Genomic DNA, 22,879 nt, shown 5'->3' on the forward strand with positions numbered 1-22,879 from the left:
TGTCCTTGGTTCCACACCACGACGCTCGCCGGGCATTCACGGTGATTCGTCTGTCGCGTCCAGCGCAAGCGTCATCGCTCGTCGCTCTAGGATTCATGGTCGCCTGCGATCTTCTGTGGGCTGTCTGGATGGATGGCCTCCCACCATGGAGAGAATTCCTGTGCCCGGCCATCCAGATACATGGGCTGTCCGATCTCCGGTGTCCACAGGGTGTAGCTACGCCCTTGACTGGCCGCAGCGATGCGCTTGAATGGGTCGTCCCAGTCATGTGGAGAGATGGAAAAACGGCCCACATGTCCGGGCATCAGCACACGGGTTCGCAGGTCTTCGGCTGCCTGTGCGGCCTGCTCGGGAGTCATGTGCACATTCGCCCAGCGAGGGTCGTACTGGCCGGTATCCAGCGCCACCCAATCGAATGGACCGTAGCGCTTGCCAACCTCGACGAAGTGCGGCGCATAGCCGGAATCGCCGCTGAAAAACAGCCGGCGCTGCCCGGACACCAGGGCAAAGCCCACCCACAACGCTTTGTCGCGTGTAAAGGTCCGTCCCGAGAAGTGGCGAGCCGGCGTGACGTGGATCTGCAACGCCGGTGCCTGTTCGATGGCCTCGTACCAGTCGGCCTCGTGCACGGTTCGCATGTCATAGCCCCAGGCTTCGAAATGCGCGCCCACGCCCAGGCCCGCCACCACCTGCTTGACCTTGGGCTGCAGCGCCCGGATGCTCGGGTAGTCCAGGTGGTCGTAGTGGTCGTGGGTGATCAGCAGGAAGTCAACCTCCGGCATATCGTCTGCCGCATAGATGCCGGTCCCGTCGAACGCCACGTTGGTCAACTGCACTGGCGCGGCATTGATGCTGAACACCGGGTCGATCAGGATGCGACGCCCGCCCAGTTGCACGAAGAACGACGAGTGGCCCAGCCAAATCACCAGATCCTGCGATGCGTCCAGTGCCTTGAGGTCGGCCTTGACGGCGGGAATGGCGCCTGGCGGGCGGGGGTGGCCCTTCTTGCCAAAGGCGTTGCTCAGCATGATCGAGACCTGGGACTCGTCCGTTGTCAGCACCGGCGTGTCGATCTGGTTGTGGAACGTGCCGTCGGATTGGTTGGGCGAGTGTGCAATGCGGGCGAGCCGCTCTCCACCTGGCAGCTCGCCGAACAGGGGATGTTGCAGGTAGGCCACGATGGCCAGCGCACCGAGCGCGACGAGAATCATGATGGCTTTGGCGAACGGGCGGACCTTGGAGCGGATCATTTCGCGTAAGCCGGCGGCAGGCCTCGGGCAAACGCCTTCGCATGAAAGACCGTCGCGCCTTGGCCACCTGCTCCATCGCTGCTCACCGCATAGAGATCGTTCGTGTCAGGGCGGATCGCCAGGCTGGTCGACTGAAGGTTGTGCCCTTGCTCGCGGCCCGGCAGCAGCACCTGGCCGATCGGGATGCCGTTCCGGTTAAAGGCCAGCACGCGGCCTTGGCCGTAGATCGCCACGTACAGATTGCCATCGGCATCGATGCGCATCGAATCCGGGGCCGGGCCTGTGAAGTGGTAGGCGACGGCCGAGCCGATCGGCGTGATCGTGGTCGGGTCGGCCAGCTCGATCCGGTGCAGGAGGTTGCGGCCGAATTCCGTCGCCCACAGTTCCTTGCCATCCGGGCTGAGCGCCACACCGTTAGCCATCGCGAGGTGCGGTAGCACAGGCTTGATCGTCGTGAGATCCGGTGACATGTAGTAGACCCCGCCTCTGGGCTCGGTCGACGTGCCGCGGAAGTCGGTGAAGTAGAAGCCGCCGTGGGCATCGAACACGAGGTCATTGGGCATATACCCCGCCTGCGGCGCGACGATGGTCTGCATCCCGGCACCGTCAGGTTTCACCGCGAAGATGGCCCCGGCGCCCCTGGCGAGATCCAGGGCGGCAATGAACAGCCGTCCATCCTTGTGGAATGCCAGTCCGCCGGGAAACAGTGCATCCAGGCTGGCGACGGTGGACAGCCGCTTGTCCGGCGTCAGGCGTAGTACGCGCCGGCCCGTCACGTCGCAAAAGAGCAGATTGCCACTGTGATCGAAAATCGCGCCTTCTAGGATCCGCCCTTCGTCCGAGGCCTTGAACCAGGGCTTCGCCACCACGGCCTGCAAGGCCCGTTCGGAAGGCGGAATTGGCACCGGGCCTTGTGTCTGGGCGTCATAGGCCAGCCCAGGGGAGGCGAACGTCTGCTGGGCCGAAGCCTCCGCGGTAAGGCAGACACTGGCAGCAAGGCATGCCATTGCGATGACGGCCCTGGCTCTTGTGCCCAGGACGTTGCCCCCTTCCCTGTCTGCCGGAAATCCCTCATGCCGCGACAAAGCTCGACTCCTGGTCATCATTGCACGGTAAAGCCGCCGTCGACGGCCAATGCCTGTCCGGTCACGAAGGTCGAGCCCGGACAGCACAGCCACAGCACGGCGTCGGCAATTTCCTCCCCACGCCCCAGGCGCTTCATCGGCAGGTCACGAAGGAGGTCGTCAATCGACAGCATCCCCCGCTCCAGCATCGTCGACACCATCGGCGTGTCGATCGTGCCAGGACACACGGCATTGATACGGATGCCCCGCGCGGCGTACTCGAGCGCCGCGCTGCGCGTCAGTCCGATCACGCCGTGCTTCGTGCCGTGATAGGCGGCAATCTGTGCACGACCGACGAGCCCACCGATGGACGAGCAGTTGACGATCGCTCCGCTGCCTTGCTTGCGCATCTGCAGGAGTTCGTGCTTCATGCACGCCCACACGCCGCGCTGATTGATGGCGTTGATCCGGTCATAGTCCTGCGCCGACTGGTCGGCGATCTCCGAGGCGGGTACCTGGATGCCGGCGTTATTGAAGGCTGCGTCCAGGCGGCCGAAGGTGGCGACGGTGCGTTCCACCATTGCGGCCACCTGGGCTTCGTCGGACACATCGCAGACCACACCGATCGCCTTGCCGCCGGCCGACGTAATCTCGTCCACGGCCTGCTGCAAGGCAGCCTCGCTGACGTCGGCCAACGTGACGGCCGCACCGGCGTTGGCAAAAGCCCGTGCTGTGGCCAGTCCCATGCCGGAGGCGGCTCCGGTGACCAGGGCAACTTGTCCTTTGAAATCGTAGGTAATGCTCATCAGCGTCTCCTGATCGGGTCAGATTGCCAACGAAGCGTTGTCGATCACGAACCGGTACTTCACATCGCCCTTCAGCATGCGTTCGTAGGCTTCGTTGATTTCATCGGCGCGGATCATCTCGATGTCCGCGACAATGCCGTGCTCGGCGCAGAAATCCAGCATCTGCTGTGTCTCTGGAATGCCCCCGATCATCGAACCCGCCAGGCTGCGGCGCTTCATGATCAGGCTGAACACCTGCGGCGAAGGATGCGGCGTGGCAGGAGCTCCCACCAGGGCCATCGTGCCGTCACGCTTGAGCAGCGCGAAGAACGGGTCCAGGTCGTGCGGCGCTGCCACGGTGTTGAGAATGAAATCGAAGCTCTTGGCACGCGCCGCCATCTCGTCTGCATGCCGCGAAACGACGACCTCGTTCGCCCCCAGCGCCAGGGCCGCCTCGCGCTTCGATTCGGAGGTGGTCAGCGCCACCACATGCGCGCCCATGGCATGCGCCAGCTTGATGCCCATGTGGCCCAGGCCGCCAATGCCAACCACGCCCACTTTGTGGCCCGGCCCCACGTTCCAGTGGCGCAGCGGCGAATAGGTGGTGATGCCCGCGCACAGCAGCGGCGCCACGGCGGCCAGCTGCATCTCGGGGTGGCGGATACGCAGCACGTAGCGCTCGTGCACGACGATCTGCTGCGAGTAGCCGCCCAGCGTGTGGCCAGGCGCGTCCGGCGTCGGACCGTTGTAGGTGCCGACCATGTGGTCGCAGTAGTTCTCCAACCCCGCGTCGCAGTCCTCGCAGTGCTTGCAACTGTCGACGATACAGCCGATGCCGACCAGATCGCCCAGCTCAAAGCCCGTTACATGCGCGCCTACCGCCGACACGCGGCCCACGATCTCGTGTCCCGGCACGCAGGGATACAGCGTGCCCGCCCACTCGGAGCGCACCTGGTGGATGTCCGAATGGCACACGCCGCAGTAGGCAATATCGATCTGGATATCGTGGGCGCCAGGCGCACGCCGGGTGATACCCATGGATTCGAGGGGCCGGTCGCTTGCCTGCGCGCCATAGGCTTTGATGGTCATGGTGTGTACTCCTGAAGTATCCGGAAACTAGTTCTGAGAAAACACGACCCGTACTCCGCCTCGGGCCAAGCCATTCTCTCCTTTGCTCTACGGGGGCTCAGGCGCTCTGTGACGCTTGCGAGCGTGAAGCCAGGAACGTCAGCAGCGCCGCAAACAGGAGCACTGCTGCGCTCGCCACCAAGGTGCTCTGGTAGCCGCGGTGGTCGAACAGCAAGCCGCCAACGGTGGAGCCCAGGGCAATGGCCAACTGGATGACCGCGACCATCAACCCACCGCCGGCCTCGGCGTCCCTGGGCATGGCTTGAGCAATCCAGCTCCACCAGCCTACCGGCGCTGCGGTGGCCATCAGGCCCCACAGGCCCAGCAGTGCAGCGACGGCGGCGATCCAGGTCCCGAAGGGAATCAGCATCGCGGCGATCATGGCCATCAGAACCGGAATGGCGATCAGCGCCCTATACAGGCCTCGCCTCAGGAATGTGCCAATGAGCGTGGTGCCAATGAAGCCCGCCACGCCGATGACAAGCAGGATGAGCGACACCGACGACACGCCGGCGTGCGTCACCGTTTCGAGGAACGGTCGCACGTACGTAAACAGGGCGAACTGTCCCATGAAGAAGGCACCACATGCGGCCATGCCGAGCGCGACGGATCGGCTCTTGAACAGAGTGAACACATTGCCGGAGCCCGGCGAACCATCATGCGCCTTCATGGCCGGCAGGCTGACCCACTGCCAGGCCAGGGCAATTGCGGCCACCGGCACCAGGCAGAAGAAGGCGCCGCGCCAGCCCATGACCGAGCCCAGATAACTCCCCAGCGGCGCCGCCACCACCGTGGCCAGCGCATTGCCGCCGTTGAAGATCGCCAGGGCGCGCGGCACCTTGTCGGGGGGAACCAACCGCATGGCCGTCGCCGCCGACATGGTCCAGAAACCACCAATGACCACGCCAATGAGTGCACGGCCAACCATGTAGGTCAGGTAGTTCGACGCCAGTGCGACCACGGCGCCGGACAAGGCCATCACCCCGGTCAGCACCAGCAGCAGCGTCTTGCGGTTCATGGTGCCGGCAAGCGCGGAGATCGACAGGCTGGTCAGTACGGCGAACGCGCCGGAGATCGCGATGCCTTGCCCAGCCATGCCTTCGGTGACATGGAGGTCCGCTGCCATTGGCGTCAGCAGGCTGACGGGCATGAATTCGGAGGCGATTAGCGCGAAGACGCACAGCGACATTGCAAAAACGCCGCTCCAATGAGCGGGTGGCGCCTTTGCCTCGCGCTGGGGGGAAACAATCCCCGCAGGGACTTGGATTGACTTACTCATGCCATGAATGTTGTCGCACGGAAGCGCTTTCTACTAGCTAATGAATACTTAAAAGGGATATAAGATTCACTAATCAATCCTGCTTCGTGTGCCTCAGTCAGCACTCAACCCGACCATCAGTTGATGGGATATCCTGGCTGACCGCTTTCACGCGGGCGTTTCATCTGGGTAACACCATTACAAGGACGTGCTCGCATCCTCATCTGGGCCACTTTGGCTGTCACGGCATCGCCGGCGTACTTTGCTAACCTAGCCGGCGCCCCGAAAGCCCCCATGAGCTGATGAACCACAGTCGCTAGCAGCCCCCACACGCGTTTTCGCTGGTGCCAACGCGCTACGCGTGGCCAGTACGCTCTCCCAACAAAAGGCGGCACTATTGCACTGTCATAGCGCGATCAGGGCCATGAAAACCGGAAGGTGCTTGCGCGTAAAGACTTCAGCAAGCGGTTCAATGCAAGCGATACTCTCTTCCCGTGTATCCAGCCGGCGCCCATCCTTCTTTATCTTTTCCCCGATCCTTTCAAGGGTCTCCCATACGAAGGCAGCCATGCCGCTGGAGGAACGTATGCCCCGCTCCAGTGCGAGGATGAAAAGCTGACAGATTTGAGGCACATGAACCCCGCCGCCGGTAACGGGGGAAGCCAGATATTCCAGCTCTGTGGTGGCGAGCGCGCGACGGAGCACGTACCGATTGAACTGCCTAGACCGCTCCATCGTTAGCGCTGTTGGCAACTGAGCAGGACTCACATAGCCCGCTCCAACGAGAACAATGATTGCTCGCACCACATCGTCGAACGCAACACCCGCCAGTACCGGGCTCGCGAGCATTTCTGAAACCGTCTTCGGTCGATATTCGTCCTGACAGAGAAGATCGGCGATGGTGCTGGGGATTGTGTCCTGAAGCGACACATGTCCGAGTGGAATCAACACTTCCTTGGGCAGGTCTTCGCGGGCGGTTGTCATGACGAACCGTTCATTGCACCATCGGTCATGGAGCTCAGGCATAGGAATACGTCTGAGACCCTTGATGAAGATGTCGCTTCTGAACCGCTCATTGACCATGTAGTCCCGGGCTGACTCTCTGAGGACAGGGTCGCCAATAGCTTCCAGCGTCCTCAAGCCAGTGTCGGTGATGCGAAACGCGTCAATGTTGCTAAGCAGCCGTGCTGAGGCGGCAAAGCTGAGCTTCGCCCGTTCCATCGCTGTAGCGACGTCGGCAAAGCTTGCAAGCTTCCAATCTCGATTCAGGAACTCATGCGCGATGTAGTTCGGGCTGAACTCACCGTTCTTGAGCTTCCCGATGTACTGTGCTGCGACGGGGTTGTCCGCCAGATAGACAGGCTGTGCTTCGAGAATGTTGCGCGCGAACTCGATACAGCGAACGACGGCTTCCTCCTGGCTGGCCCCTCGCTCATGGCGCTCCGCGCAAACGGCAAGCAGCTCACGTATGGGTATTAGTGGTGCCCAGCCTGGGAGGCAGTTGTAGCTGACAAGCACGGCTCCGCCGACTTTAAGCTTGGTGCGGACTAGCTTTAGGATAAGCTCCCGGTTCTCTTCCGAGATCCAGCTCCATATGCCGTGCAGGGACACCACATCAAACTCGGGCAGATCCGGGCGAGCGAGGAAATCTTGAAAGGAGTCATCATGCAGACTCGCTTTCGCACCCGAAGCGTAAGCCAGCGCACGCGCACCGGCAGCGTGAGCTGGATTGAAGTCGGTACCCCAGAAGCTACCTTCGTTTGCTGACGCGTGAATATTGATCGATATTCCCTGACCATACCCGAGTTCGAGATAGTGGAACTCCTCACCGGCCATGGGAGGTTCGAACCCGCCCGCCAGGCATGCCATCCGTATCTGGAGCGGGTTTAGCTGTGAGTAGTATCCGTGCGTGTAGGTTAGGCCAGTAAAGTAGCCGTCCGACCAGTTCATAAGTCTTGTCCGCGCGGGTAATGTGTGCTGCCTTGCGTTCCGTTGCCGCCCAACGCCTTGTAGACCGCGACCACATTGACGTTTACCTGGGCTTCCGTTTGCGCCAATGCATCGTCGGCAGCCAGTCGGGTTCGCTGTGCGTCAAGTAGAGTCAGGAAGTCCTCGGAACCTTCGCGAAAGCGTGCCTGGGCCAGCTCCTCAGCGCGACGTGCCGCGATCGCCTGTTCCTCGACAATCTTGAGTCTGGCTTGCTGCGTGGCATACCGGTTGAGCGAATTCTGGGCTTCCTCAAGCGCCAGCAGGACACTCCTTTCATACTCAGCCAGCGCACCGTCGGCTTGAGCTTCGCTCGCCCGGAGCCGCGCCCGGACCGTGCCGAGGTCAAATGCCGCCCATCGCATCGACGGCGTCAATGCCCATGCCTGGCCTGCGCTACGGAGAAGGGTCTGGATTGCCTGACAGGAAGCCGATGAATCCGGTCAGGCTAATGCGAGGGAACAGGTCGGCGGTAGCGACACCAACCTGCGCAGTCGCGGCGGCCAAGCGGCGTTCAGCGGCGCGGATGTCCGGGCGATGACGCAAGAGATTCGCCGCATCTCCCAAGGGCAACGGCCGCGCGAAGGCAGCCTCCTTCCACCGGCGAGTATCCTGCCTCCCCCACCAGTCCGACTCGAACCGGAAGCTCGTTGGGGCGACCGTTGCCGTGAGCACTCTCGGCATACCGCCGATAGGCGCCCTCATCGGCGTCGAAGTATATGTAGACCCTATCCTGAGACACCAATGTGGTCAGAACACTGCCGGAGTCGCCAGCTGTGACCAGGTTCCCGGCCGTAAACAGCGCTCGACCGGCGCGACCATCAATCGGCGCACGAACCTGCGTCCATTCAAAATTGAGTCTTGCCTGTTCCACGGCAGCCTCGGCGGCCTGGACATCCGCCTGCGCCTGGGCCGCGGCCGCGCGGCGCTGTTCCCACGTTTCGGTGGAGGCCGCCTGTTGTTGGTTAAGCCTTTGCGCACGCGCAGCCTCACTGCGTGACAACTCGGCCTGTGCACGAGTTCGCGCCAGCTCAGCCAGGGCACGTTGGAGGCCGGCCCGGTAGTTGCGCGCGTCTATTGTGAACAGGACGTCGCCTTTCTTGACCTCTTGCCCTTCGGTATAGGCGACCCTATCGATGTACCCTGACACGCGCGGACGTAAGGACACGTTTTGTACCGCCTCAATACGTCCGTTAAATTCGTCCCACTGGTGGACCTTCTTCACGACCACGGGGGCAGCGTTGACTACCGGCGGCGCCGGGGCTGGCGGCCTGAGGGCTACAAGCCGCAATCAATGCAGCAATCAGGGGAGCCGCGCAGAACGCGTTGAGGGTAGAGAAGCTGTCGCGGGGCGCACCGTTTGTCATGGGGATGAATCTCGAAGCGTTGGTCGGATGCATGCCCGGTGGGGCTACGCCATTGCATGCCTCCCGTCATCGCATCGGTATATGACGGAAGGCCTTTGGCAGGCAGGGCACGGCCGTAAAGATCGGCGCGCTGAGGGCCGGAACCGACGTAGGGCAACCTCGGTTCCGGCCGATCTCAGTCTTTGCCGATCTGCGACATCTGCGTCGCGTTCATCCGGCCACCATGGACTTTTAGTCGAGAAAATGCAGCCTCGATCTCGCGAAGGTCCTCAGGCGTGAGGTGAAGGTGGATCGCGTTCAGGTTCTCGCGCGAATGGTCAAGATTGCGCGTGCCCGGGATGGGAACGATCCACGGCTTCTGAGCCATCAGCCAGGCCAGCGCGATCTGGCCAGGCGTTGCCCCCTTCTTCTGGCCAAACGCCTTCAGAAACTCGAGAATCGGCTGGTTCGCCTTCATGACCGCCCGGCTGAAGCGGGGAAAGCCCGCGCGCAGGTCTGCCTTCGGGTCGAAGGCGGACTGTGCATTCAGGGCCAGTCTTCCGGCCAGGAAGCCTTGTCCCAGAGGGCCCCAGGGAACGAAGCCAATCCCCAGTTCGTCACACACCTGCAGGACGCCGTTGCGCTCCGGACTTCTTTCCATCAGCGAATATTCGGTCTGGATAGCCGCGACCGGTTGAACTGCGTGCGCACGGCGAATAGTTCGCGCGCTCGCTTCCGACAGGCCGAAGTGCAGCACCTTCCCTTCTTTGATCAGATCCTTGATCGTGCCTGCCACATCCTCGATCGGCACGGTCAGGTCGACGCGGTGCTGGTAGTAGAGGTCAATGCGGTCCGTCCTGAGGCGCTTGAGCGACTCTTCGACGACCTTCCGGATACGCGCTGGCCTGCTGTCCAACCCGATCGTGCCATCGATCGCGAAGCCAAACTTAGTGGCAATGGCGACCTTGTCCCGCACAGGCGCCAGTGCCTCGCCGACGAGTTCCTCGTTCGTGTACGGCCCGTAGACCTCGGCCGTGTCAAAGAATGTGACGCCCCGCTCGTATGCGTCGCGGATCACGCGGATGCCCTGGGCCCGGTCCGCCGGGGGGCCGTAGTTGCCGCTGATGCTCATGCAGCCGAAGCCGAGCTCCGACACCTCCAGGCCTCCCAGCTTTCGCGTTTTCATGGTGTAGGGCTGACCATCGCTGCGTTGCGCGGATTGAGCCGCGGCCGGGCTTGCCCACGATGCTGCGCCGACAGGCAGCGCCGCACCTGCGGCGGCCAGGCCAGCCGCTTTCAGGAAGCCGCGCCGGTCGGAGGTCGAGGTGGGCTCTTCTGCGGCCTCACGACTATTGATGGCTTGCGCGCTCATATTCGATGTCTCTCAAGATGAAGTGGATGTATGAGATGGATGGGAGACCGGTGATCTTGCCGCGATCAGTCCGGCAGGCGCTCGATCCTGACCTTCAGCGGGCCAGGGCGTTGCAACGCTGGCAGGCCCGTCTCAACCCTGCCTAGCCGCACCAGCCCGCCTGAGTAGTTAGCGTCCCCGCTCTCGACGAAGATCGCCAGATTCCCCCAAGGTGCGTAGTAGGCGATGTCGCCAGCCTTGACTGGCATTCCGGCTGTGGCGCCTGCGGGGGTGAGCTTTCGCGGCAGATAGGCGATACGCTCGATCCGCGCATAGTCAGTCAGCGTCAATGACAGCGGCAGCAGGGCCGCGAAATCTCGCGCGCTGGCGTTGTCGTCCAGCGTGGCGGTGACGGGCTGACCATCGACCTGAAGGCGAATCTTCATGGGGAACTCCTGTGAGGGGGCGGCCGAGGCGCCGGTCGATGGCGCGGCCACCGCGATGCCGGGAACGCAAGCCGGCAGTCCCAGGATCGATCCGGCAAGGAACGCCAGACCCTCGCGCCGCAGCCGCCGCAAAGGCGTCGGGATTGACTTTTTCATGCCTGGAATGTTGTCGCATGGAAGCGCGCTTTACTAGCTAATGAATCCTTAAAAGGGATATAAGATTCACTAATCAATCATCCATGGGACACTACGTCATGGTCAGACGCAACCTCAACGATCTCCTCGCCTTTGTGACGGTGGCGCGTGAAGGCAGCTTCACGCGCGCCGCCGCGCTCCTTGGCGTAACTCAGTCAGCGCTCAGCCAGACCGTCAGTGGCCTGGAGACACGCCTTGAGATAAGGCTGCTGACGCGCACCACGCGCAGCGTGTCGCCCACCGTAGCCGGCGAACGCCTGTTGACGGCCATCGGTAGCCGCTTCGACGAGATTGAAGCGGAACTGGATTTGCTCACTGAGATGCGTGACAAGCCAGCCGGCACGGTGCGAATTACCTGCGGCGAACATGTCCTTCGGACAACACTCCTCCCCAAGCTCGCACAGTTGTTGCAGGACTATCCCGACATCAAGGTCGAGTTCGACATCAACTACGGGTTCAGGGATATCGTAGCCGACCGCTTCGATGCGGGCGTGCGTCTGGGTGACACCATCGACAAGGACATGATTGCCGTCCCCATCGGGCCACCGTTGCGCATGGCTGTCGCGGCCTCGCCGGCATACTTCGCCAGCCACCCGGCGCCCACGAGCCCGCGTGACCTGGTGAACCATAACTGCATCAATCAGCGCATGCAGACGTCGGGGGGGCTTTACGTCTGGGACTTCGAGCGACGCGGCGAAAAGTTGAACGTGCGTGTAGCCGGCCAGCTGATCTTCAACACGTCGCTCAGCATGGTCGATGCGGCGCTGGCGGGGCTGGGCATAGCGTTTCTTCCCGAAGAAGAGTTCGCCCCACACATCGATGAAGGCCGCCTGGTCCGCGTCCTGGAAGACTGGTGTGCACCGTTTTCTGGGTACTACCTGTACTACCCCAGCCGCCGACAGCCATCACCGGCCTTTTCGCTGGTTGTCAACGCACTGCGCATGACCAGTGCCGCTGGCTCAAAACGGCAATAGTGCCCGGCCGGTTTCCAGGTTTGCCGGGACAACTCGCGGATCAAGACACCACGCAGAACTTACCGGCGCCGCAGCTCCCATGTATTTTCGTGAGAAGCCGGACCTTGTCAAAGCCAAAGTCAATCACAATGTCCCAATCTCCGGTCTCGCCGACCGATCGCACCCTGCTGACCTTAATGGCCTGCGTCTTCACCGTGTTTCTGGTCACGGGCGCAGCTGTTGCAGATCGCTATTTCCGCCAATGATGGTCACAATTTCGGCCAATATCGAAATCTCAACGCTTTTACCTACCCCATGCGCTGTCGCTTGCTGATCGCACGGAGAACCGCAGTGAGGTTGCGGCAGATGCGTAGCGTGCATGGCGGGAGCGTATTCAGCTATGCCCAGGGACTTGGCAAACACCCGTGCGCGGATCCAACCAATCCCGCTTCCAGCGAGGCGAGGAAACGTCGAAAGGATTCAGAACAAGGCAGTCGAAGCAGTATGGGAGCTGATCTCGGTCTGACACCGTGAAGTGTAATAAAGATAGGGGTCTCCCGCACTTTGTGTGACGGCCGAGTCGAGGGCTTGATTTCCGGCCGGTTTGGCCGTACGTTGATCGTTACCATGAGGCAAGTTCTCGGTGGGATCGATCGTATTCTCTCCCGTGTGGGCAAGCGCTTCGTCTCCAGCGAAGTGCAAGGGGAGACCATTACTGTCGAAGCCCGCAGTACAGTTCGCAGGGCACCGTGCCCGGCCTGCCATCGCTGGAGTCACCGACTCCACGGCCGCTATGTGCGCAAGCTGGAAGAACGTCCAATGCTCGAGCAGCGGGTCGTTCTCGCTATTGAGGTACGTCGCTTCAAGTGTATGAACGCCAACTGCCCTCGTCGTACGTTTGCCGAGAACATCCACGCCTTGGCCGGTCGGTATCAACGTCGTACGCGATCGCAGGCTCGGGCGTTGTACGCGCTGGGCCACGCCCTCGGTGGTGAGGCAGCAGCCCGGCTTGCCGACGCCTTGGGCTTGCGCACCAGTGCTGACACCGTGCTGCGAGAATTGCGCAGAGTACCTGAGCGCAAGCGCAAACCACAACCGCGGGTCGTCGGCATCGATGACTGGGCGATCGCGCGCGGTCACCAGTACGGAACGATCATCGTCGACTTGGAGCGACGTGAGCCGATCGAAGTGTTCGCCGGTAGGGACGCCATTGCGGTGGCTGCGTGGATGCGTGCGCACCCATCGATCGAGATCGTCGCCAGGGACCGGGCCGGGGCCTATTCCGAAGCGGTCGACCTCGCGCTGCCGGCAGCCAAGCAAGTCTCGGATCGCTGGCATTTACTGAGCAACCTGCGCGACAACGTCGAGCGGCTGCTATACCGACTCGGGCCACAAATGCGCCAAGCCGCCCAGCAAGTAAACGTCAGTAGGGTGACCCTGGGCCGGCAGGGTCTGCGCCGAAGCTCACAACGGTCATGGGAGCGCCTGAGCGCTCAGCGACGCGCCAAGCGGCTAGCGTTGTACAAGAAATTGATGGCGCTACGCGCCCAGGGCGGCACGATCAGAGGAATCGCGCGCGAACTCTCCATCAGCAAAACAACGGTGCAGAAGTACGTCAAAGCCGGAGCATTCCCCGAGCGCGCACCCAGGGCGCGGGGTCCGACGCCTCTGGAACGTCAGGGGATTCCGCGCCGAAACTCACAACGGTCATGGGAGCGTCTGAGCGATCAGCGACGCGCCACACGGCTGGCGTTGTACAAGCAGTTGATGGCGCTACGCGCCCAGGGCGGCACGATCAGAGGAATCGCGCGTGAACTCTCAATCAGCGCAGCAACCGTGCAGAAGTTCGTCCATGCTGGGGCATTCCTCGAGCGCGCATCCAAGGCGCGGGGTCCGACGCCTTTGGATCCCTATCGCGACTATATCGAGGAACGAATCATCCAGGGCTGTCGCTTTCCTGAACTGATCTGGCAAGAACTCAAGCAGCGCGGCTATAAGGGCAGTCCCGCCTGCGTGCAGAGTTGCGTGACCCGCCTCCTCTTTCCGTTGGGCAAGACTCCGCTTGTCCTGAAGCCCACGATGCCGATGCCGTCGGCCCGACGCGTGTTCGGATGGCTAGTCGGATGGAGGAACCTCGCCATCGAGGAGCCAAAAAGCCCGGACCACGAGCGGTTCGTGAAGGCGCTGTGTAAGATCGAACCCGTGGTGGGCGAGGTCCGCAGTCTCGCGCGGGAGTTTCTCGGACTCATGCACCGGCGAAGTGTGCTGCATTTCGATCGATGGTTGAAACGTTTGTCGTGCTGCGACGCTGAGGAAATGCGTCGGTTCGCGCAAAGCCTGAGCTCCGACTTACCGGCTGTGCGGGCGGCCTTCAGGCTGCAATGGAGCAATGGCCAGACGGAGGGTCATGTCAACCGGCTCAAGCTCCTCAAGCGCCAAATGTATGGCCGCGCCAATATCGAGCTTCTGCGGCTGCGGGTGTTGAAGCCAAACTAAACCGGCCTGCTTTGTCCTACTGGACCCGCTGGTCCGGTCGCTATCGTCGGCGCCTGAGTTCGTGCGGCCAGGACGAGGCTGGCGGACTCGCCCACGTTACTCATAAGTCAGGAATTTAGCGGACAAATGATCTATGCTTGAGCAATAGACATTGAGGGGAGCGATCATGAAACGGGACGGTCGTAGTCTGGCTCACAATACGCTTGAAGAAATGCGCATCCTAGCGGTGCAACGCATGGCAGAGGGAGAGCATCCGGATGATGTCGCTGCATCGTTCGGGATGAATCGGTCGTGGGCATACAAGGTTCGCGCCCAGGCGCACGGCCGAGGTGTACGGGCGCTGCGCTCGACCAAAGGCACGGGTCGCCCCCGTGCGCTCACGTCTGCGCAGGAGCAGCGGGTGCTGCGATGGATCAACGGCAAGAATCCGATGCAGTATGGGTTCGATTTCGGCCTCTGGACACGCAACCTGGTTCGCGAACTGGTACAGCAAAAATTCGACGTGAAGCTGAGCCTGGCATCGATCGGTGCGATGCTGGCACGCCTAAACCTAACGCCGCAAAAGCCACTGCAGCGCGCCTACCAGCGCGATCCGGAAGCAATTGATCGCTGGCAGCACGACACGTATCCGGCTATTGCCAGGCAGGCTCGTGAGCAGAAGGCGGATATCTTCTTTTGGGATGAATCGGGCTTTCGAGCTGACTCGGTGCATGGCAAGACCTGGGCGCCGCGCGGCGAAACGCCGATTGTCGAGCGACCGGGCCAGCGGCAAAGCATGAGCGCGGCGTCCGCCGTCAATTCAAAGGGGGCCTTCTGGTTTGCTACGTACGAAGGCGGGCTCAGCGGCGAGTTGTTTGTCACGCTGCTCAAGAAGCTGATGCTCAATCGAAAGAAGGCAGTACATCTGATCGTAGACGGATTGCCAGCGCACAAGAAAGCCATCGTCAAAGCCTACGTCGCCAGTACGCAGGGCAAACTGACCTTGCATTTCCTGCCCGGTTACGCACCTGACCTAAATCCAGATGAATTGGTGTGGAGTCACGTGAAGCGCAACGGCGTCGCGCGACGTCCTTTGCAAAAAGGCGAAGAGCTGGGCCCGCGAGTTCACGAGCAGCTTGCAAAAATTCGACGCAACCCGAAGCTCGTGCGCTCGTTTTTCAGGCACCCATCTGTCCGCTATATTTCTGACCTATGAGTAATCAGAAAGAGGAATGGTGGGTAGTGGGGCGGGAAAAACGACGACAAGGTCCTCCACGCGAATTCGCCGTCGTCACACAAATTGCGGAAAACCCAGTTTTACTTCTCTTCACGGCTGCGCCACACCGCCGGCTCGCACATGACCGACCAGCAGGTCGACCTGCGCTATGTGCGGGACAATTTTGGCCATGCCTCGATCGCGACCACCAGCGGCTACCTGCACAGCGAAGAGGATGCGCGGCACGAGGCGACCCAGGAGCGGCATCGGATCGGCTGGACCAGCAAGACGTAGGCGCGCGAGCATGCCAATCCATGGCCTTTGCACACGGATATGAGCCGCACCTGCGGCCCAGCTCAGCGCAGGATACGCGGCTGCTAAAATCGCTCCACGCGATAATCACTAGAGACGATGGGCTTCGAACAACTGGCGGCACTCAAAGCACAACTGGCAGCACAAGCAAAGGCTGAAAAGGCCGCAAAGTCCGCAAAGGCTGCCGAGGTTCCGAAGCGGGCCACGCCGCCCCGCGCACGGGACGCTGCGCCGGCCAATCCGGCAAAGCCGCCCGTCGATCCGGTGGTCCACGCGATCGCCAGGCTGCAACGGCGTTTTCCGCTAGCCTTTCCGAAGAACCCGGCGCCCAAGGTGCCGCTCAAGATCGGCATCTTCGAGGATCTCCTCCCGCATGCCCAGGCGCTTGCCCCTCACGGAGGCCGAATTGCGCGAGGCGATCAAGACCTGGTGCCGCGGCGCCCGCTACTGGGCCTGCCTCCTCGAAGGCGCATCACGGATGGATCTGGCCGGCCAGGAGGCCGGGGCAGGTTCGCCCGGAGGATGCAAAACGGGCGCAGCAACTGCAAGCGAGGCGTTCGCGGGGGGCACCATCCAAATCGGCGAAGGCGTCGCACCCCGTTGATGCGGCTCGATAGGTTGAGGTTTTGGCATGGACAGCCGGCTCAGGGAAGGCGCACCGCAATCCATCTCCGCGCCACGGCACCCTGGGGGCGCGCTTATCCCACGCGGCATTTTGTCTGACCTCGGCTGAGTCAGACCCGGGGCTTCGCACATCGGCGACTCCCAACTTTGACGCCGATGCTGACCACAAATGCCAGGATGTCAGCCTCGCTAAGGAGGCTAATCCCACGCTGCCAACTCGCCGGTCTTGGACGCATGGGCCGCAGCCTCTTCGAGCCAAGGTGCATGCGCCTTGGGAACGACCAGCATCGTCAAACCCAGGCCCGTCCATCACACGCAGGACGTGCTCGAGATTGACGCCCTTGCCATTCTCTAGCTTGGACAGCATGCCGACGGAAACCCCGCAATGCGTCGCCGCCTGGTCAATGGGCATCCGGTCCCCTGCCCGGGTGGCTCGAATGCGGTCGCCCAGTTGTTGAATGGTGCGAATTGTCGCGCGCGACGGTGGCGTCAGATCAGGTAGTGGTCGCGCCATAAAGGCCCGTCCCGTGGAGAAGGCAAGCCAGCGTGGAGGCTGCCTGGTCAGATTATTTCATGATAGCGAAACTATAATCCGAACTGACGAGCGAAACGAGGCGTAGGCCTGCCGCTCGGAGCGATGCTGGAACGGCATGCCGGACAATTTTTTTGCCTGCCGTTGTAAAAGTGGCCGAACAGATTTCCAGGGGCAACGCAGGCCCCCGACAAGGGTCGGGCTGTCAAGCGTTATCCATTTTCCAAGTACGCGACCCGACCGTCCTTGCGCACATACAAGCCTGAACACGCCAGCACAACGTTCAGTTTATCCGGGCACCAACGAAATCCGCCGGGGTCACGAGCGGCGTTACTGATCAGCATGACCAAATGATTGCCCACCCGATAGCGAACCTGTGCACTCGCCAGTGCCTTGAATAAGCGCTTCCACTTGGTCATGGTCTGGCACGGATCGGAGAGTCCGATTTCCTTGAGCAGCCTCCCTATTTGTGGTCCTGTAAGGCCGCGTTCTGTGTCGCCAAGAACCCGGCATGCCGCTTCGAGATGCTGCATAGTGAAAGGCACGAAGTGCGTCATCGAAACTCCCGCTAGTAAATCGGAAACAAAACCACCGTCTCGCCAAATCTAGTCATCCCCGCCCAAAATCACATCAATTGCAGCCCTTCCGGCCAACTCGCCGACAAGATAGGCCCAACGCCGGCTGTACGGCCCCCCGTGGACTTTGACAAGCTTTCCAAGCACGGAAACTCCCGGCAGCTTCATGGGCCCCACTATCTTGAACCACGCTTCGAACATGTCCTTAGCGCTGGCAATAAGGGCAACGTGAATTTCATATCCACGGTACTGGCTCAACCGCTTGTCATCGATATCCATGTCCCGGGCCCGTAAGGCCATCCCAAATGCGCAAAGTCGTTAATGCAGTCTAACCTCTGTCGGGCAGGGTATTACCCGCTCGTGGAGGCATCTTCCGTCAGATTGGCCGCGTTAGCTGACAACGATGAAGGCGTGAAAGTGAGCCATAGCATGGACGACGCAAAAGAAAATCATGCAGCCAAGGCCCGAGCCCGCCATGCCGTCAGAGACGGAGAGACACCCTAAAAAAATTCTCGCAGCAGCTCGCAACGCGGTTCGGCAAAAGTGTGGCCAGCCCCTATCGCGACGGACAGGCTCTCCAAAAGTCATGAACCGGGTCTGGGACCCATGGCCTTTCTCCCCTCAGGGGATTTTTTCTCGAACCGCTCAGCGAGATGTCCGGAAACATGCGTGTCGGTGGAAGTCAAACCGCAAATCAGGCCAGCCTCGATCTGCCAATCCGCCAGAAATTTTGCCTTCCCGGGCCCCAAGCCATGCATCTGCGCGACGGGCGCATCCAGCCTGCACGCCTGCCCGCCGGTGCGCACACGAGCGCGCGGCGCGGTATTGCTGGCAGATTCCGCAAAAGCGCTGGTAATCCGAGTCCTGGTGGTCGCCCGGCACCTGCCGATTTGGCGGCCAGACATTACGTCAGTTGATCACGTGGGCTAGGCGATTCCGCCAGTACCGAAGCGAGTACTTCGCTTTGTGAAGCACCGGCTTACCGTGAATTTCCACACGAATGATAAAGGCGTAAAACGCGATCAACACCACCAGGAAAGCAAGCGGCCAGATGACCATTAAAACTCCTTGCTACGAGCTAAGCCCGTGTGGGCGCGCCTTCAAGCGCCGCCCGACTGCGAAACTACCGGTGTGCCGACACACCTCACCGCCCTTTCATACTCTCGCCTTCCATCGCGGCGCGCCATTCCTCGTACGCCTCGATTGGCTCCATATCCTGGTCGACAAACACAGTAGCCCGTTCCGCGGCGGAGGATGCATTGAGGGGAAAGTCACCCTGGCTGTCCTCCTCGTCAGTACTTGGAGGCAACAGCATGTCCTCGAGCATCCCGTCCAGCTCGGGTGTATTCCATGGCTGGCCCAGCCTAGCCTTCCTTTTAAAGTAGTGACGGATCTCCGAGTTTTGTTCGGCGGTCAGTGGAAGCCCTCGGAACGAAGTGGTCGCGTTGTAATGAGTCATATGCATCTCCCAAAGCAGTCTGCGCTCCAATGTAGGTGTTTCGAATCCGAGTGGAACGTCACTGGCTGCCAGGTGACAAGATCCTTCATTTAGGCACCCAAGCTCTCACTTCCTCTTCTTAGCGCCAGCATCGCTTCCAGCACGAGACTGAAGAGTGCTGAACGGGGTAGCAGGCACCGACGGCTTCTTTGGTTGCTTTGGTTTCTTAGCTTCGCGGTTGCCGCGTAGTTGACTTTTGGCCATTTTGGTACTCCTGTTGGCTTGCTCCGCCAGACTGGCAACCCCAGCATACGCGCTAATTCCCTGACACGGAAAAATCTTTTCCGGGACCCGGGTAGCGGCGAGTGCCGGAAAAAATTTTTTCCAGTTGTCCTTAAAAAGGCCGACAAAACAGGAGGTTTGTGACGCCCGCCAACGCCGGCCGAGGAGCTAATACGCAACCTATGCTCGAGAAAACGAGCGCATACTGGGGTTGGCAATGCCTATTGCTGTGAACGCTTCGCTGCGCCCGGCGCACCTACGCGCGGGTATTAGCAGCGCTCCATCAGGTCGCGTTGGAACGTGGTATATCGGGAACGTGCCTGAAGGATTGAAACGACTTGCTTTTCCGGCATCTCTGCCAGTTCCCATACTCTCGGAGTCTTGGATGTTCAGGAAGGCGCGCGCAGGCACGGGGAGGGATAAAGCGGCGTCGCACATGGACGGCATGGCAGCGGCTCCATTTCTGAGCTTCGTGGTGCCGTCGGTTGGTTTGGAACACATTTTTCCCGGCTTCTGCTATGAAGTGGCTATCTGAATACCGCATCCCCCCGGGCGCAACCTCGGTGCAGCGCGCTATATCTTGTCCATCAACCACAGTACGAGCAGGATTACCAACACCAGCCCAAGACCACCGCTGGGACCATAGCCCCACCCCCGGCTGTGCGGCCAGGCTGGAATCGCGCCAATCAACAGTAGGATGATCACGATCAACAGTATCGTTCCCAATGTCATTCGATGTCTCCCAACGGTCAGGCGTAGCAGCGGAGTTTCCAGGAAAACTCCTGCAGCGCATCGATGCCGCTCTCATCGGCGCGCCAGCACCAGTCTTCCAGTTGTTTGACCAACTGCTCCTTCGAGGTGGCGGAATTGCTCCACAACGCGGTGAGATCCTGGCCCATCGCATAGATGGTGCGCAGCAACTTGCTGGAATGCAGTGCCTGGTGCAGGACTACGCGTTCACACTCCGGTAGCGCCCCCACCTCCCTTTGCAGCCAGTGCTTGAGCGCTCTTCCTGCGCCTTGGCCTCATTCAGACCCGGTAGCGCACGCGCCCGCAGGGTTCGGATTTCCTCCAACGTGGTTTTCCGCAGGATGCTGGCGAATCTGGCCAGTACGTCGTAGCGATGCGTGCTGATGGCCTGCAGGATCTGCGCATCGTAGCCTGCCCTGGCCGGATTGAAGCGGATCTTTGGCGCCACCCTGCGTACGCTGGCTAAACGGAGCGTCACCAGCATACGGATGTACACCCAACCAAGGTCAAGTTCCCACCACTTGCTGGACAGCCTGGCTGAGCTGACGTAGGCATGATGGTTGTTATGCAGCTCCTCGCCACCGATCAGAATGCCCCATGGCACGATATTCTTGGAGGTGTCATTTGGAGCGTACGTGCGGTAGCCCCAGTAGTGGCCGATGCCGTTGATCACGCCCGCGGCGAAAAGCGGGACCCACAGCATCTGCACTGCCCAGATGCTCAGTCCGATCGGACCGAACAGCACCAGGTCGATCGCCAGCATGAAGCCAATCCCTAGCCCGACGTGCTTCGCATAGAGATTGCGCTCAATCCAGTCGTCCGGGGTGCCGTGTCCATACCTCTCCAGCGTTGCGGCGTTCCTGGCCTCGCTGCGATAGAGTTCCCCACCTTCCAGCAGCACTTGCCTGATGCCGTAGAACTGCGGGCTGTGCGGGTCTTCCGGGGTTTCGCGCTTGGCGTGGTGCTTGCGATGGATCGCCACCCATTCCCTGGTCACCATCCCGGTGGTCAGCCACAGCCAGAAGCGCAGGAAATGGCTGGCGATGGGATGCAGATCGAGGGCGCGGTGGGCCTGGTGACGGTGCAGGAAGATGGTGACCGACGCGATGGTGACGTGGGTCAAGCCCAGCGTCACAAGTGCGTAACCCCACCAGGGGAGACTAAGCAGGCCAAGGTGCATCGCCGGCTCCTTCGCAAGATCAGAATGCGTAAGAGACAGATACGCCTAATATCTTCAGTACGCTGCCGGACACGCGCGGTTACGCCGCAAGGCCGGCAAACGGCTACTGGGCAATACGGTGATTGATATCCATCACGATCTGCCCGTTCAAAACGCCCCCTCACATGAGAAGACTCCTGAGCTTCACCCCGGTAGAAGTCGCACGCACTGTTTCTGGTCGGATCTGGGCGCAATCAAATAAATAACACGGACTGTGCGCTGGCGGACGGCGCTCTGGCCAGGTGTGAACTATATATAAAGGGCGACGCGTGACCGCTGTCGACTGGACGCACTGGAAATCTGCAGGAGTCTCTCGGTCGGCGACATTCCGCTATTCCACTTCCGGATTAAGCGGTCCGACTTATTTGCTAGCCTTTCCTTGCGATGTGAAGGGATGTTTGCTTCCGGGGTTGCCGGGGTATCGCACCGGCTTCATTGAAAGGCGAGGAAAATGCCAGCAGATTATCCCACCACCGTCATTGTCATTTATCACGGCAGCCCCAGCAATTGGTATTTTGCGGAGGTTGATCCGGCGGGATGCATCTGTCGCTTTGGCCCGTTTGGCAGCGAACAAGCGGTCCATGAAATTCTTCCTGTCATCTATCCCGCCGATCTGCCCCGTGAAACCTTCGACGCGCCGGCCGACTGCGACGACGTCACGCTCCTGCGCGCAGCAAGAGGGGCAAAGGATGCACCGCTAGTCAGCCTTTGCCCGACTGGAGACGCAGGGTCAGGGACATCATCTTCGTGGTGGAAACTTTTCTTCGGCCGCAACGCTCCCGCGCGTGGTTCTCTGCGTGCACTAGGATCGAATAACTAGAACCCATCAGGACCGTTTTCCAGGCATTGAGGTAATGGCGGCTGGCTTGCCGAGTGGCGAGGTCGCCTGAGGCCGCCCTGCCTGAAAACTCAAATCGATGACATGTCCGGCAACAACCGGTCGAACTCCCGCTTCACGACCGAGTAGCACTCGCACACCCGCTTTTCCAGCCCCGCCCGATCGAGTACCGCAATGTGCCCATGGCTGTAGCGGATCAGGCCCGCGGCCTGGAGCTTCAGGGCGGCCTCGGTCACGCCGGAGCGCCGCACCCCGAGCATGTTGGCAATGAGTTCCTGCGTCATCGTCAGGTCGTTGGAGGGCAGCCGGTCGATGCTCAGCAGCAGCCATCGGCACAGTTGCTGGTCGATGGAGTGATGGCGGTTGCATACCGCGGTTTGCGCCATCTGCGTAATGAGCGCCTGCGTGTAGCGAAGCAACAGGCGCTGCAGAGGTCCGCCCCGCACGAACTCCTGCTTCAGGATCGCTGCGCTCAGACGGTATCCCTGCCCGGCGCTTTGTACGATGGCGCGGCTCGGCGTCGTTTCGCCCCCCATGAAGATCGCAATCCCGACCATCCCCTCATTGCCCACGATTGCGATCTCGGCGGACGCGCCATCTTCCATCACGTACAGGAGCGAAATGATTGAATTTGTCGGGAAATAGACGTTGCCCTGTTGATCTCCTGACTCGTACACGACATGGCCCAGCGGCAGCTCCACCAGCGTCAGGTGTGGTGCGAGACGCTCCCAGTCGACCGCCGGCAGCGCGGCGAGAAGGTGGTTGGACTTCGGATCATGCGTGACGCTCATGACTGCATCTCACCGGTCAGAACAGGTTGAATCAGCGACGTCGACCTTGCCAGGGCCCCTGGAAG

The 22,879-nt window shown here is 61.1% G+C and carries 21 protein-coding genes and 4 pseudogenes; 7 read left to right on the forward strand and 18 right to left on the reverse strand.

What is annotated here, in order from left to right:
* Positions 1-86 precede the first annotated feature (86 nt).
* From ABNX08_RS40100 to ABNX08_RS40150, 11 genes and pseudogenes are all read right to left on the reverse strand, one after another.
* Positions 87-1,250, reverse strand: coding sequence for an MBL fold metallo-hydrolase (locus tag ABNX08_RS40100; RefSeq protein WP_349606073.1), 1,164 nt, complete (start codon positions 1,248-1,250; stop codon positions 87-89).
* A complete protein-coding gene (locus ABNX08_RS40105) occupies positions 1,247-2,257 on the reverse strand; it encodes an SMP-30/gluconolactonase/LRE family protein (RefSeq protein WP_349606071.1) in 1,011 nt (336 codons plus the stop codon). Before ABNX08_RS40105 ends, ABNX08_RS40100 begins: the two co-directional genes overlap by 4 nt.
* A gap of 95 nt (positions 2,258-2,352) precedes the next feature.
* Positions 2,353-3,120, reverse strand: a complete 768-nt coding sequence (locus ABNX08_RS40110) for a glucose 1-dehydrogenase (RefSeq protein ID WP_349606070.1) — start codon at positions 3,118-3,120, stop codon at positions 2,353-2,355.
* An 18-nt stretch (positions 3,121-3,138) separates the two neighbouring features.
* Positions 3,139-4,188: an NAD(P)-dependent alcohol dehydrogenase gene (locus tag ABNX08_RS40115; protein ID WP_349606068.1), complete on the reverse strand. Its 1,050-nt coding sequence runs from the start codon at positions 4,186-4,188 to the stop codon at positions 3,139-3,141.
* Positions 4,189-4,285: 97 nt separating this feature from the next.
* Positions 4,286-5,416: an MFS transporter gene (locus ABNX08_RS40120; RefSeq protein WP_349606067.1), complete on the reverse strand. Its 1,131-nt coding sequence runs from the start codon at positions 5,414-5,416 to the stop codon at positions 4,286-4,288.
* 474 nt (positions 5,417-5,890) lie between these two features.
* Positions 5,891-7,435, reverse strand: a complete 1,545-nt coding sequence (locus tag ABNX08_RS40125) for a class I SAM-dependent methyltransferase (protein ID WP_349606066.1) — start codon at positions 7,433-7,435, stop codon at positions 5,891-5,893.
* On the reverse strand, positions 7,432-7,848 hold the full coding sequence (locus ABNX08_RS40130) for a TolC family protein (RefSeq protein WP_349606064.1): 417 nt from the start codon (positions 7,846-7,848) through the stop codon (positions 7,432-7,434). The genes ABNX08_RS40125 and ABNX08_RS40130 overlap by 4 nt, the downstream gene beginning before the upstream one ends.
* 19 nt (positions 7,849-7,867) lie before the next feature.
* Positions 7,868-8,176: a TolC family protein gene (locus ABNX08_RS40135; RefSeq protein ID WP_374063750.1), complete on the reverse strand. Its 309-nt coding sequence runs from the start codon at positions 8,174-8,176 to the stop codon at positions 7,868-7,870.
* Positions 8,079-8,735 (reverse strand): annotated as a pseudogene (locus ABNX08_RS40140) (efflux RND transporter periplasmic adaptor subunit); the annotation flags it as partial. The gene ABNX08_RS40135 and the pseudogene ABNX08_RS40140, both read right to left, overlap by 98 nt.
* 278 nt (positions 8,736-9,013) lie before the next feature.
* Entirely contained in the window at positions 9,014-10,189 is a 1,176-nt protein-coding gene (locus ABNX08_RS40145; RefSeq protein WP_349606062.1) for an aldo/keto reductase, read from the reverse strand.
* A gap of 65 nt (positions 10,190-10,254) precedes the next feature.
* Positions 10,255-10,770 (reverse strand): cyclophilin-like fold protein, encoded by a 516-nt coding sequence (locus ABNX08_RS40150; RefSeq protein WP_349606061.1) that lies wholly within the window; start codon positions 10,768-10,770, stop codon positions 10,255-10,257.
* 98 nt (positions 10,771-10,868) lie between these two features.
* Here ABNX08_RS40150 and ABNX08_RS40155 point away from each other — a divergent pair, with 98 nt between their 5' ends.
* The 5 genes and pseudogenes from ABNX08_RS40155 to ABNX08_RS40175 all read left to right on the forward strand — a co-directional run bounded on the left by ABNX08_RS40155 (position 10,869) and on the right by ABNX08_RS40175 (position 16,382).
* Entirely contained in the window at positions 10,869-11,783 is a 915-nt protein-coding gene (locus ABNX08_RS40155; RefSeq protein ID WP_349606059.1) for a LysR family transcriptional regulator, read from the forward strand.
* A 606-nt stretch (positions 11,784-12,389) separates the two neighbouring features.
* Complete coding sequence (locus ABNX08_RS40160) at positions 12,390-14,258, forward strand: ISL3 family transposase (protein ID WP_349606058.1); 1,869 nt, start codon at positions 12,390-12,392, stop codon at positions 14,256-14,258.
* Between the two features lie 166 nt (positions 14,259-14,424).
* Positions 14,425-15,453: an IS630 family transposase gene (locus ABNX08_RS40165; protein WP_374063751.1), complete on the forward strand. Its 1,029-nt coding sequence runs from the start codon at positions 14,425-14,427 to the stop codon at positions 15,451-15,453.
* Between the two features lie 117 nt (positions 15,454-15,570).
* Positions 15,571-15,747, forward strand: a pseudogene (locus ABNX08_RS40170) (tyrosine-type recombinase/integrase); the annotation flags it as partial.
* A gap of 117 nt (positions 15,748-15,864) precedes the next feature.
* Positions 15,865-16,382, forward strand: a pseudogene (locus ABNX08_RS40175) (ProQ/FinO family protein).
* Positions 16,383-17,133: 751 nt separating this feature from the next.
* Here ABNX08_RS40175 and ABNX08_RS40180 read toward each other — a convergent pair.
* The 4 genes from ABNX08_RS40180 to ABNX08_RS40195 form a co-directional block, all read right to left on the reverse strand.
* Positions 17,134-17,478, reverse strand: coding sequence for a hypothetical protein (locus ABNX08_RS40180; protein ID WP_349606655.1), 345 nt, complete (start codon positions 17,476-17,478; stop codon positions 17,134-17,136).
* Positions 17,479-17,526: 48 nt separating this feature from the next.
* Positions 17,527-17,775: a hypothetical protein gene (locus ABNX08_RS40185; protein ID WP_349606653.1), complete on the reverse strand. Its 249-nt coding sequence runs from the start codon at positions 17,773-17,775 to the stop codon at positions 17,527-17,529.
* Positions 17,776-18,405: 630 nt separating this feature from the next.
* Positions 18,406-18,555 carry a hypothetical protein gene (locus ABNX08_RS40190; protein WP_349606651.1) on the reverse strand — a complete coding sequence of 50 codons (150 nt, stop codon included), beginning with the start codon at positions 18,553-18,555 and terminating at the stop codon, positions 18,406-18,408.
* 85 nt (positions 18,556-18,640) lie between these two features.
* Positions 18,641-18,955, reverse strand: a complete 315-nt coding sequence (locus ABNX08_RS40195; RefSeq protein ID WP_349606649.1) for a hypothetical protein — start codon at positions 18,953-18,955, stop codon at positions 18,641-18,643.
* A gap of 646 nt (positions 18,956-19,601) precedes the next feature.
* On the opposite strand from ABNX08_RS40195, the gene ABNX08_RS40200 reads away from it, so the two are divergent.
* Positions 19,602-19,751: a hypothetical protein gene (locus tag ABNX08_RS40200; protein ID WP_349606648.1), complete on the forward strand. Its 150-nt coding sequence runs from the start codon at positions 19,602-19,604 to the stop codon at positions 19,749-19,751.
* Between the two features lie 38 nt (positions 19,752-19,789).
* On the opposite strand, the gene ABNX08_RS40205 is transcribed toward ABNX08_RS40200, so the two are convergent.
* Both ABNX08_RS40205 and ABNX08_RS40210 read right to left on the reverse strand, forming a co-directional pair.
* Positions 19,790-19,948 carry a DUF3309 family protein gene (locus ABNX08_RS40205; RefSeq protein ID WP_349606646.1) on the reverse strand — a complete coding sequence of 53 codons (159 nt, stop codon included), beginning with the start codon at positions 19,946-19,948 and terminating at the stop codon, positions 19,790-19,792.
* A 17-nt stretch (positions 19,949-19,965) separates the two neighbouring features.
* Positions 19,966-21,146 (reverse strand): annotated as a pseudogene (locus tag ABNX08_RS40210) (fatty acid desaturase).
* A gap of 490 nt (positions 21,147-21,636) precedes the next feature.
* Here ABNX08_RS40210 and ABNX08_RS40215 point away from each other — a divergent pair.
* Positions 21,637-22,005 carry a hypothetical protein gene (locus tag ABNX08_RS40215; RefSeq protein WP_349606640.1) on the forward strand — a complete coding sequence of 123 codons (369 nt, stop codon included), beginning with the start codon at positions 21,637-21,639 and terminating at the stop codon, positions 22,003-22,005.
* A gap of 89 nt (positions 22,006-22,094) precedes the next feature.
* Here the strand turns inward: ABNX08_RS40215 and ABNX08_RS40220 are convergent, their stop codons facing one another.
* The gene (locus ABNX08_RS40220) at positions 22,095-22,814 is read right to left on the reverse strand and encodes a Crp/Fnr family transcriptional regulator (RefSeq protein ID WP_349606638.1); all 720 of its coding nucleotides are present in this window, start codon (positions 22,812-22,814) and stop codon (positions 22,095-22,097) included.
* Positions 22,815-22,879 lie beyond the last annotated feature (65 nt).

The sequence above is a fragment of the Cupriavidus sp. DF5525 genome (genome assembly GCF_040149425.2).
GTDB classification, from domain to species: Bacteria; Pseudomonadota; Gammaproteobacteria; order Burkholderiales; family Burkholderiaceae; genus Cupriavidus; species Cupriavidus pickettii_A.

What these genes read in the sequence shown, in the direction of transcription:
- ABNX08_RS40105 (WP_349606071.1), bottom strand. Translation starts at nt 2,257, where the DNA reads ATGGCATGCCTTGCTGCCAGTGTCTGCCTTACCGCGGAGGCTTCGGCC.
- ABNX08_RS40120 (WP_349606067.1), bottom strand. Translation starts at nt 5,416, where the DNA reads ATGTCGCTGTGCGTCTTCGCGCTAATCGCCTCCGAATTCATGCCCGTC.
- ABNX08_RS40145 (WP_349606062.1), bottom strand. Translation starts at nt 10,189, where the DNA reads ATGAGCGCGCAAGCCATCAATAGTCGTGAGGCCGCAGAAGAGCCCACC.
- ABNX08_RS40135 (WP_374063750.1), bottom strand. Translation starts at nt 8,176, where the DNA reads ATGAGGGCGCCTATCGGCGGTATGCCGAGAGTGCTCACGGCAACGGTC.
- ABNX08_RS40160 (WP_349606058.1), top strand. Translation starts at nt 12,390, where the DNA reads ATGAGGCAAGTTCTCGGTGGGATCGATCGTATTCTCTCCCGTGTGGGC.
- ABNX08_RS40155 (WP_349606059.1), top strand. Translation starts at nt 10,869, where the DNA reads ATGGTCAGACGCAACCTCAACGATCTCCTCGCCTTTGTGACGGTGGCG.
- ABNX08_RS40115 (WP_349606068.1), bottom strand. Translation starts at nt 4,188, where the DNA reads ATGACCATCAAAGCCTATGGCGCGCAGGCAAGCGACCGGCCCCTCGAA.
- ABNX08_RS40200 (WP_349606648.1), top strand. Translation starts at nt 19,602, where the DNA reads ATGTTCAGGAAGGCGCGCGCAGGCACGGGGAGGGATAAAGCGGCGTCG.
- ABNX08_RS40185 (WP_349606653.1), bottom strand. Translation starts at nt 17,775, where the DNA reads ATGGATATCGATGACAAGCGGTTGAGCCAGTACCGTGGATATGAAATT.
- ABNX08_RS40190 (WP_349606651.1), bottom strand. Translation starts at nt 18,555, where the DNA reads ATGGTCATCTGGCCGCTTGCTTTCCTGGTGGTGTTGATCGCGTTTTAC.
- ABNX08_RS40150 (WP_349606061.1), bottom strand. Translation starts at nt 10,770, where the DNA reads ATGAAAAAGTCAATCCCGACGCCTTTGCGGCGGCTGCGGCGCGAGGGT.
- ABNX08_RS40205 (WP_349606646.1), bottom strand. Translation starts at nt 19,948, where the DNA reads ATGACATTGGGAACGATACTGTTGATCGTGATCATCCTACTGTTGATT.
- ABNX08_RS40195 (WP_349606649.1), bottom strand. Translation starts at nt 18,955, where the DNA reads ATGACTCATTACAACGCGACCACTTCGTTCCGAGGGCTTCCACTGACC.
- ABNX08_RS40165 (WP_374063751.1), top strand. Translation starts at nt 14,425, where the DNA reads ATGAAACGGGACGGTCGTAGTCTGGCTCACAATACGCTTGAAGAAATG.
- ABNX08_RS40100 (WP_349606073.1), bottom strand. Translation starts at nt 1,250, where the DNA reads ATGATCCGCTCCAAGGTCCGCCCGTTCGCCAAAGCCATCATGATTCTC.
- ABNX08_RS40215 (WP_349606640.1), top strand. Translation starts at nt 21,637, where the DNA reads ATGCCAGCAGATTATCCCACCACCGTCATTGTCATTTATCACGGCAGC.
- ABNX08_RS40110 (WP_349606070.1), bottom strand. Translation starts at nt 3,120, where the DNA reads ATGAGCATTACCTACGATTTCAAAGGACAAGTTGCCCTGGTCACCGGA.
- ABNX08_RS40220 (WP_349606638.1), bottom strand. Translation starts at nt 22,814, where the DNA reads ATGAGCGTCACGCATGATCCGAAGTCCAACCACCTTCTCGCCGCGCTG.
- ABNX08_RS40180 (WP_349606655.1), bottom strand. Translation starts at nt 17,478, where the DNA reads ATGACGCACTTCGTGCCTTTCACTATGCAGCATCTCGAAGCGGCATGC.
- ABNX08_RS40125 (WP_349606066.1), bottom strand. Translation starts at nt 7,435, where the DNA reads ATGAACTGGTCGGACGGCTACTTTACTGGCCTAACCTACACGCACGGA.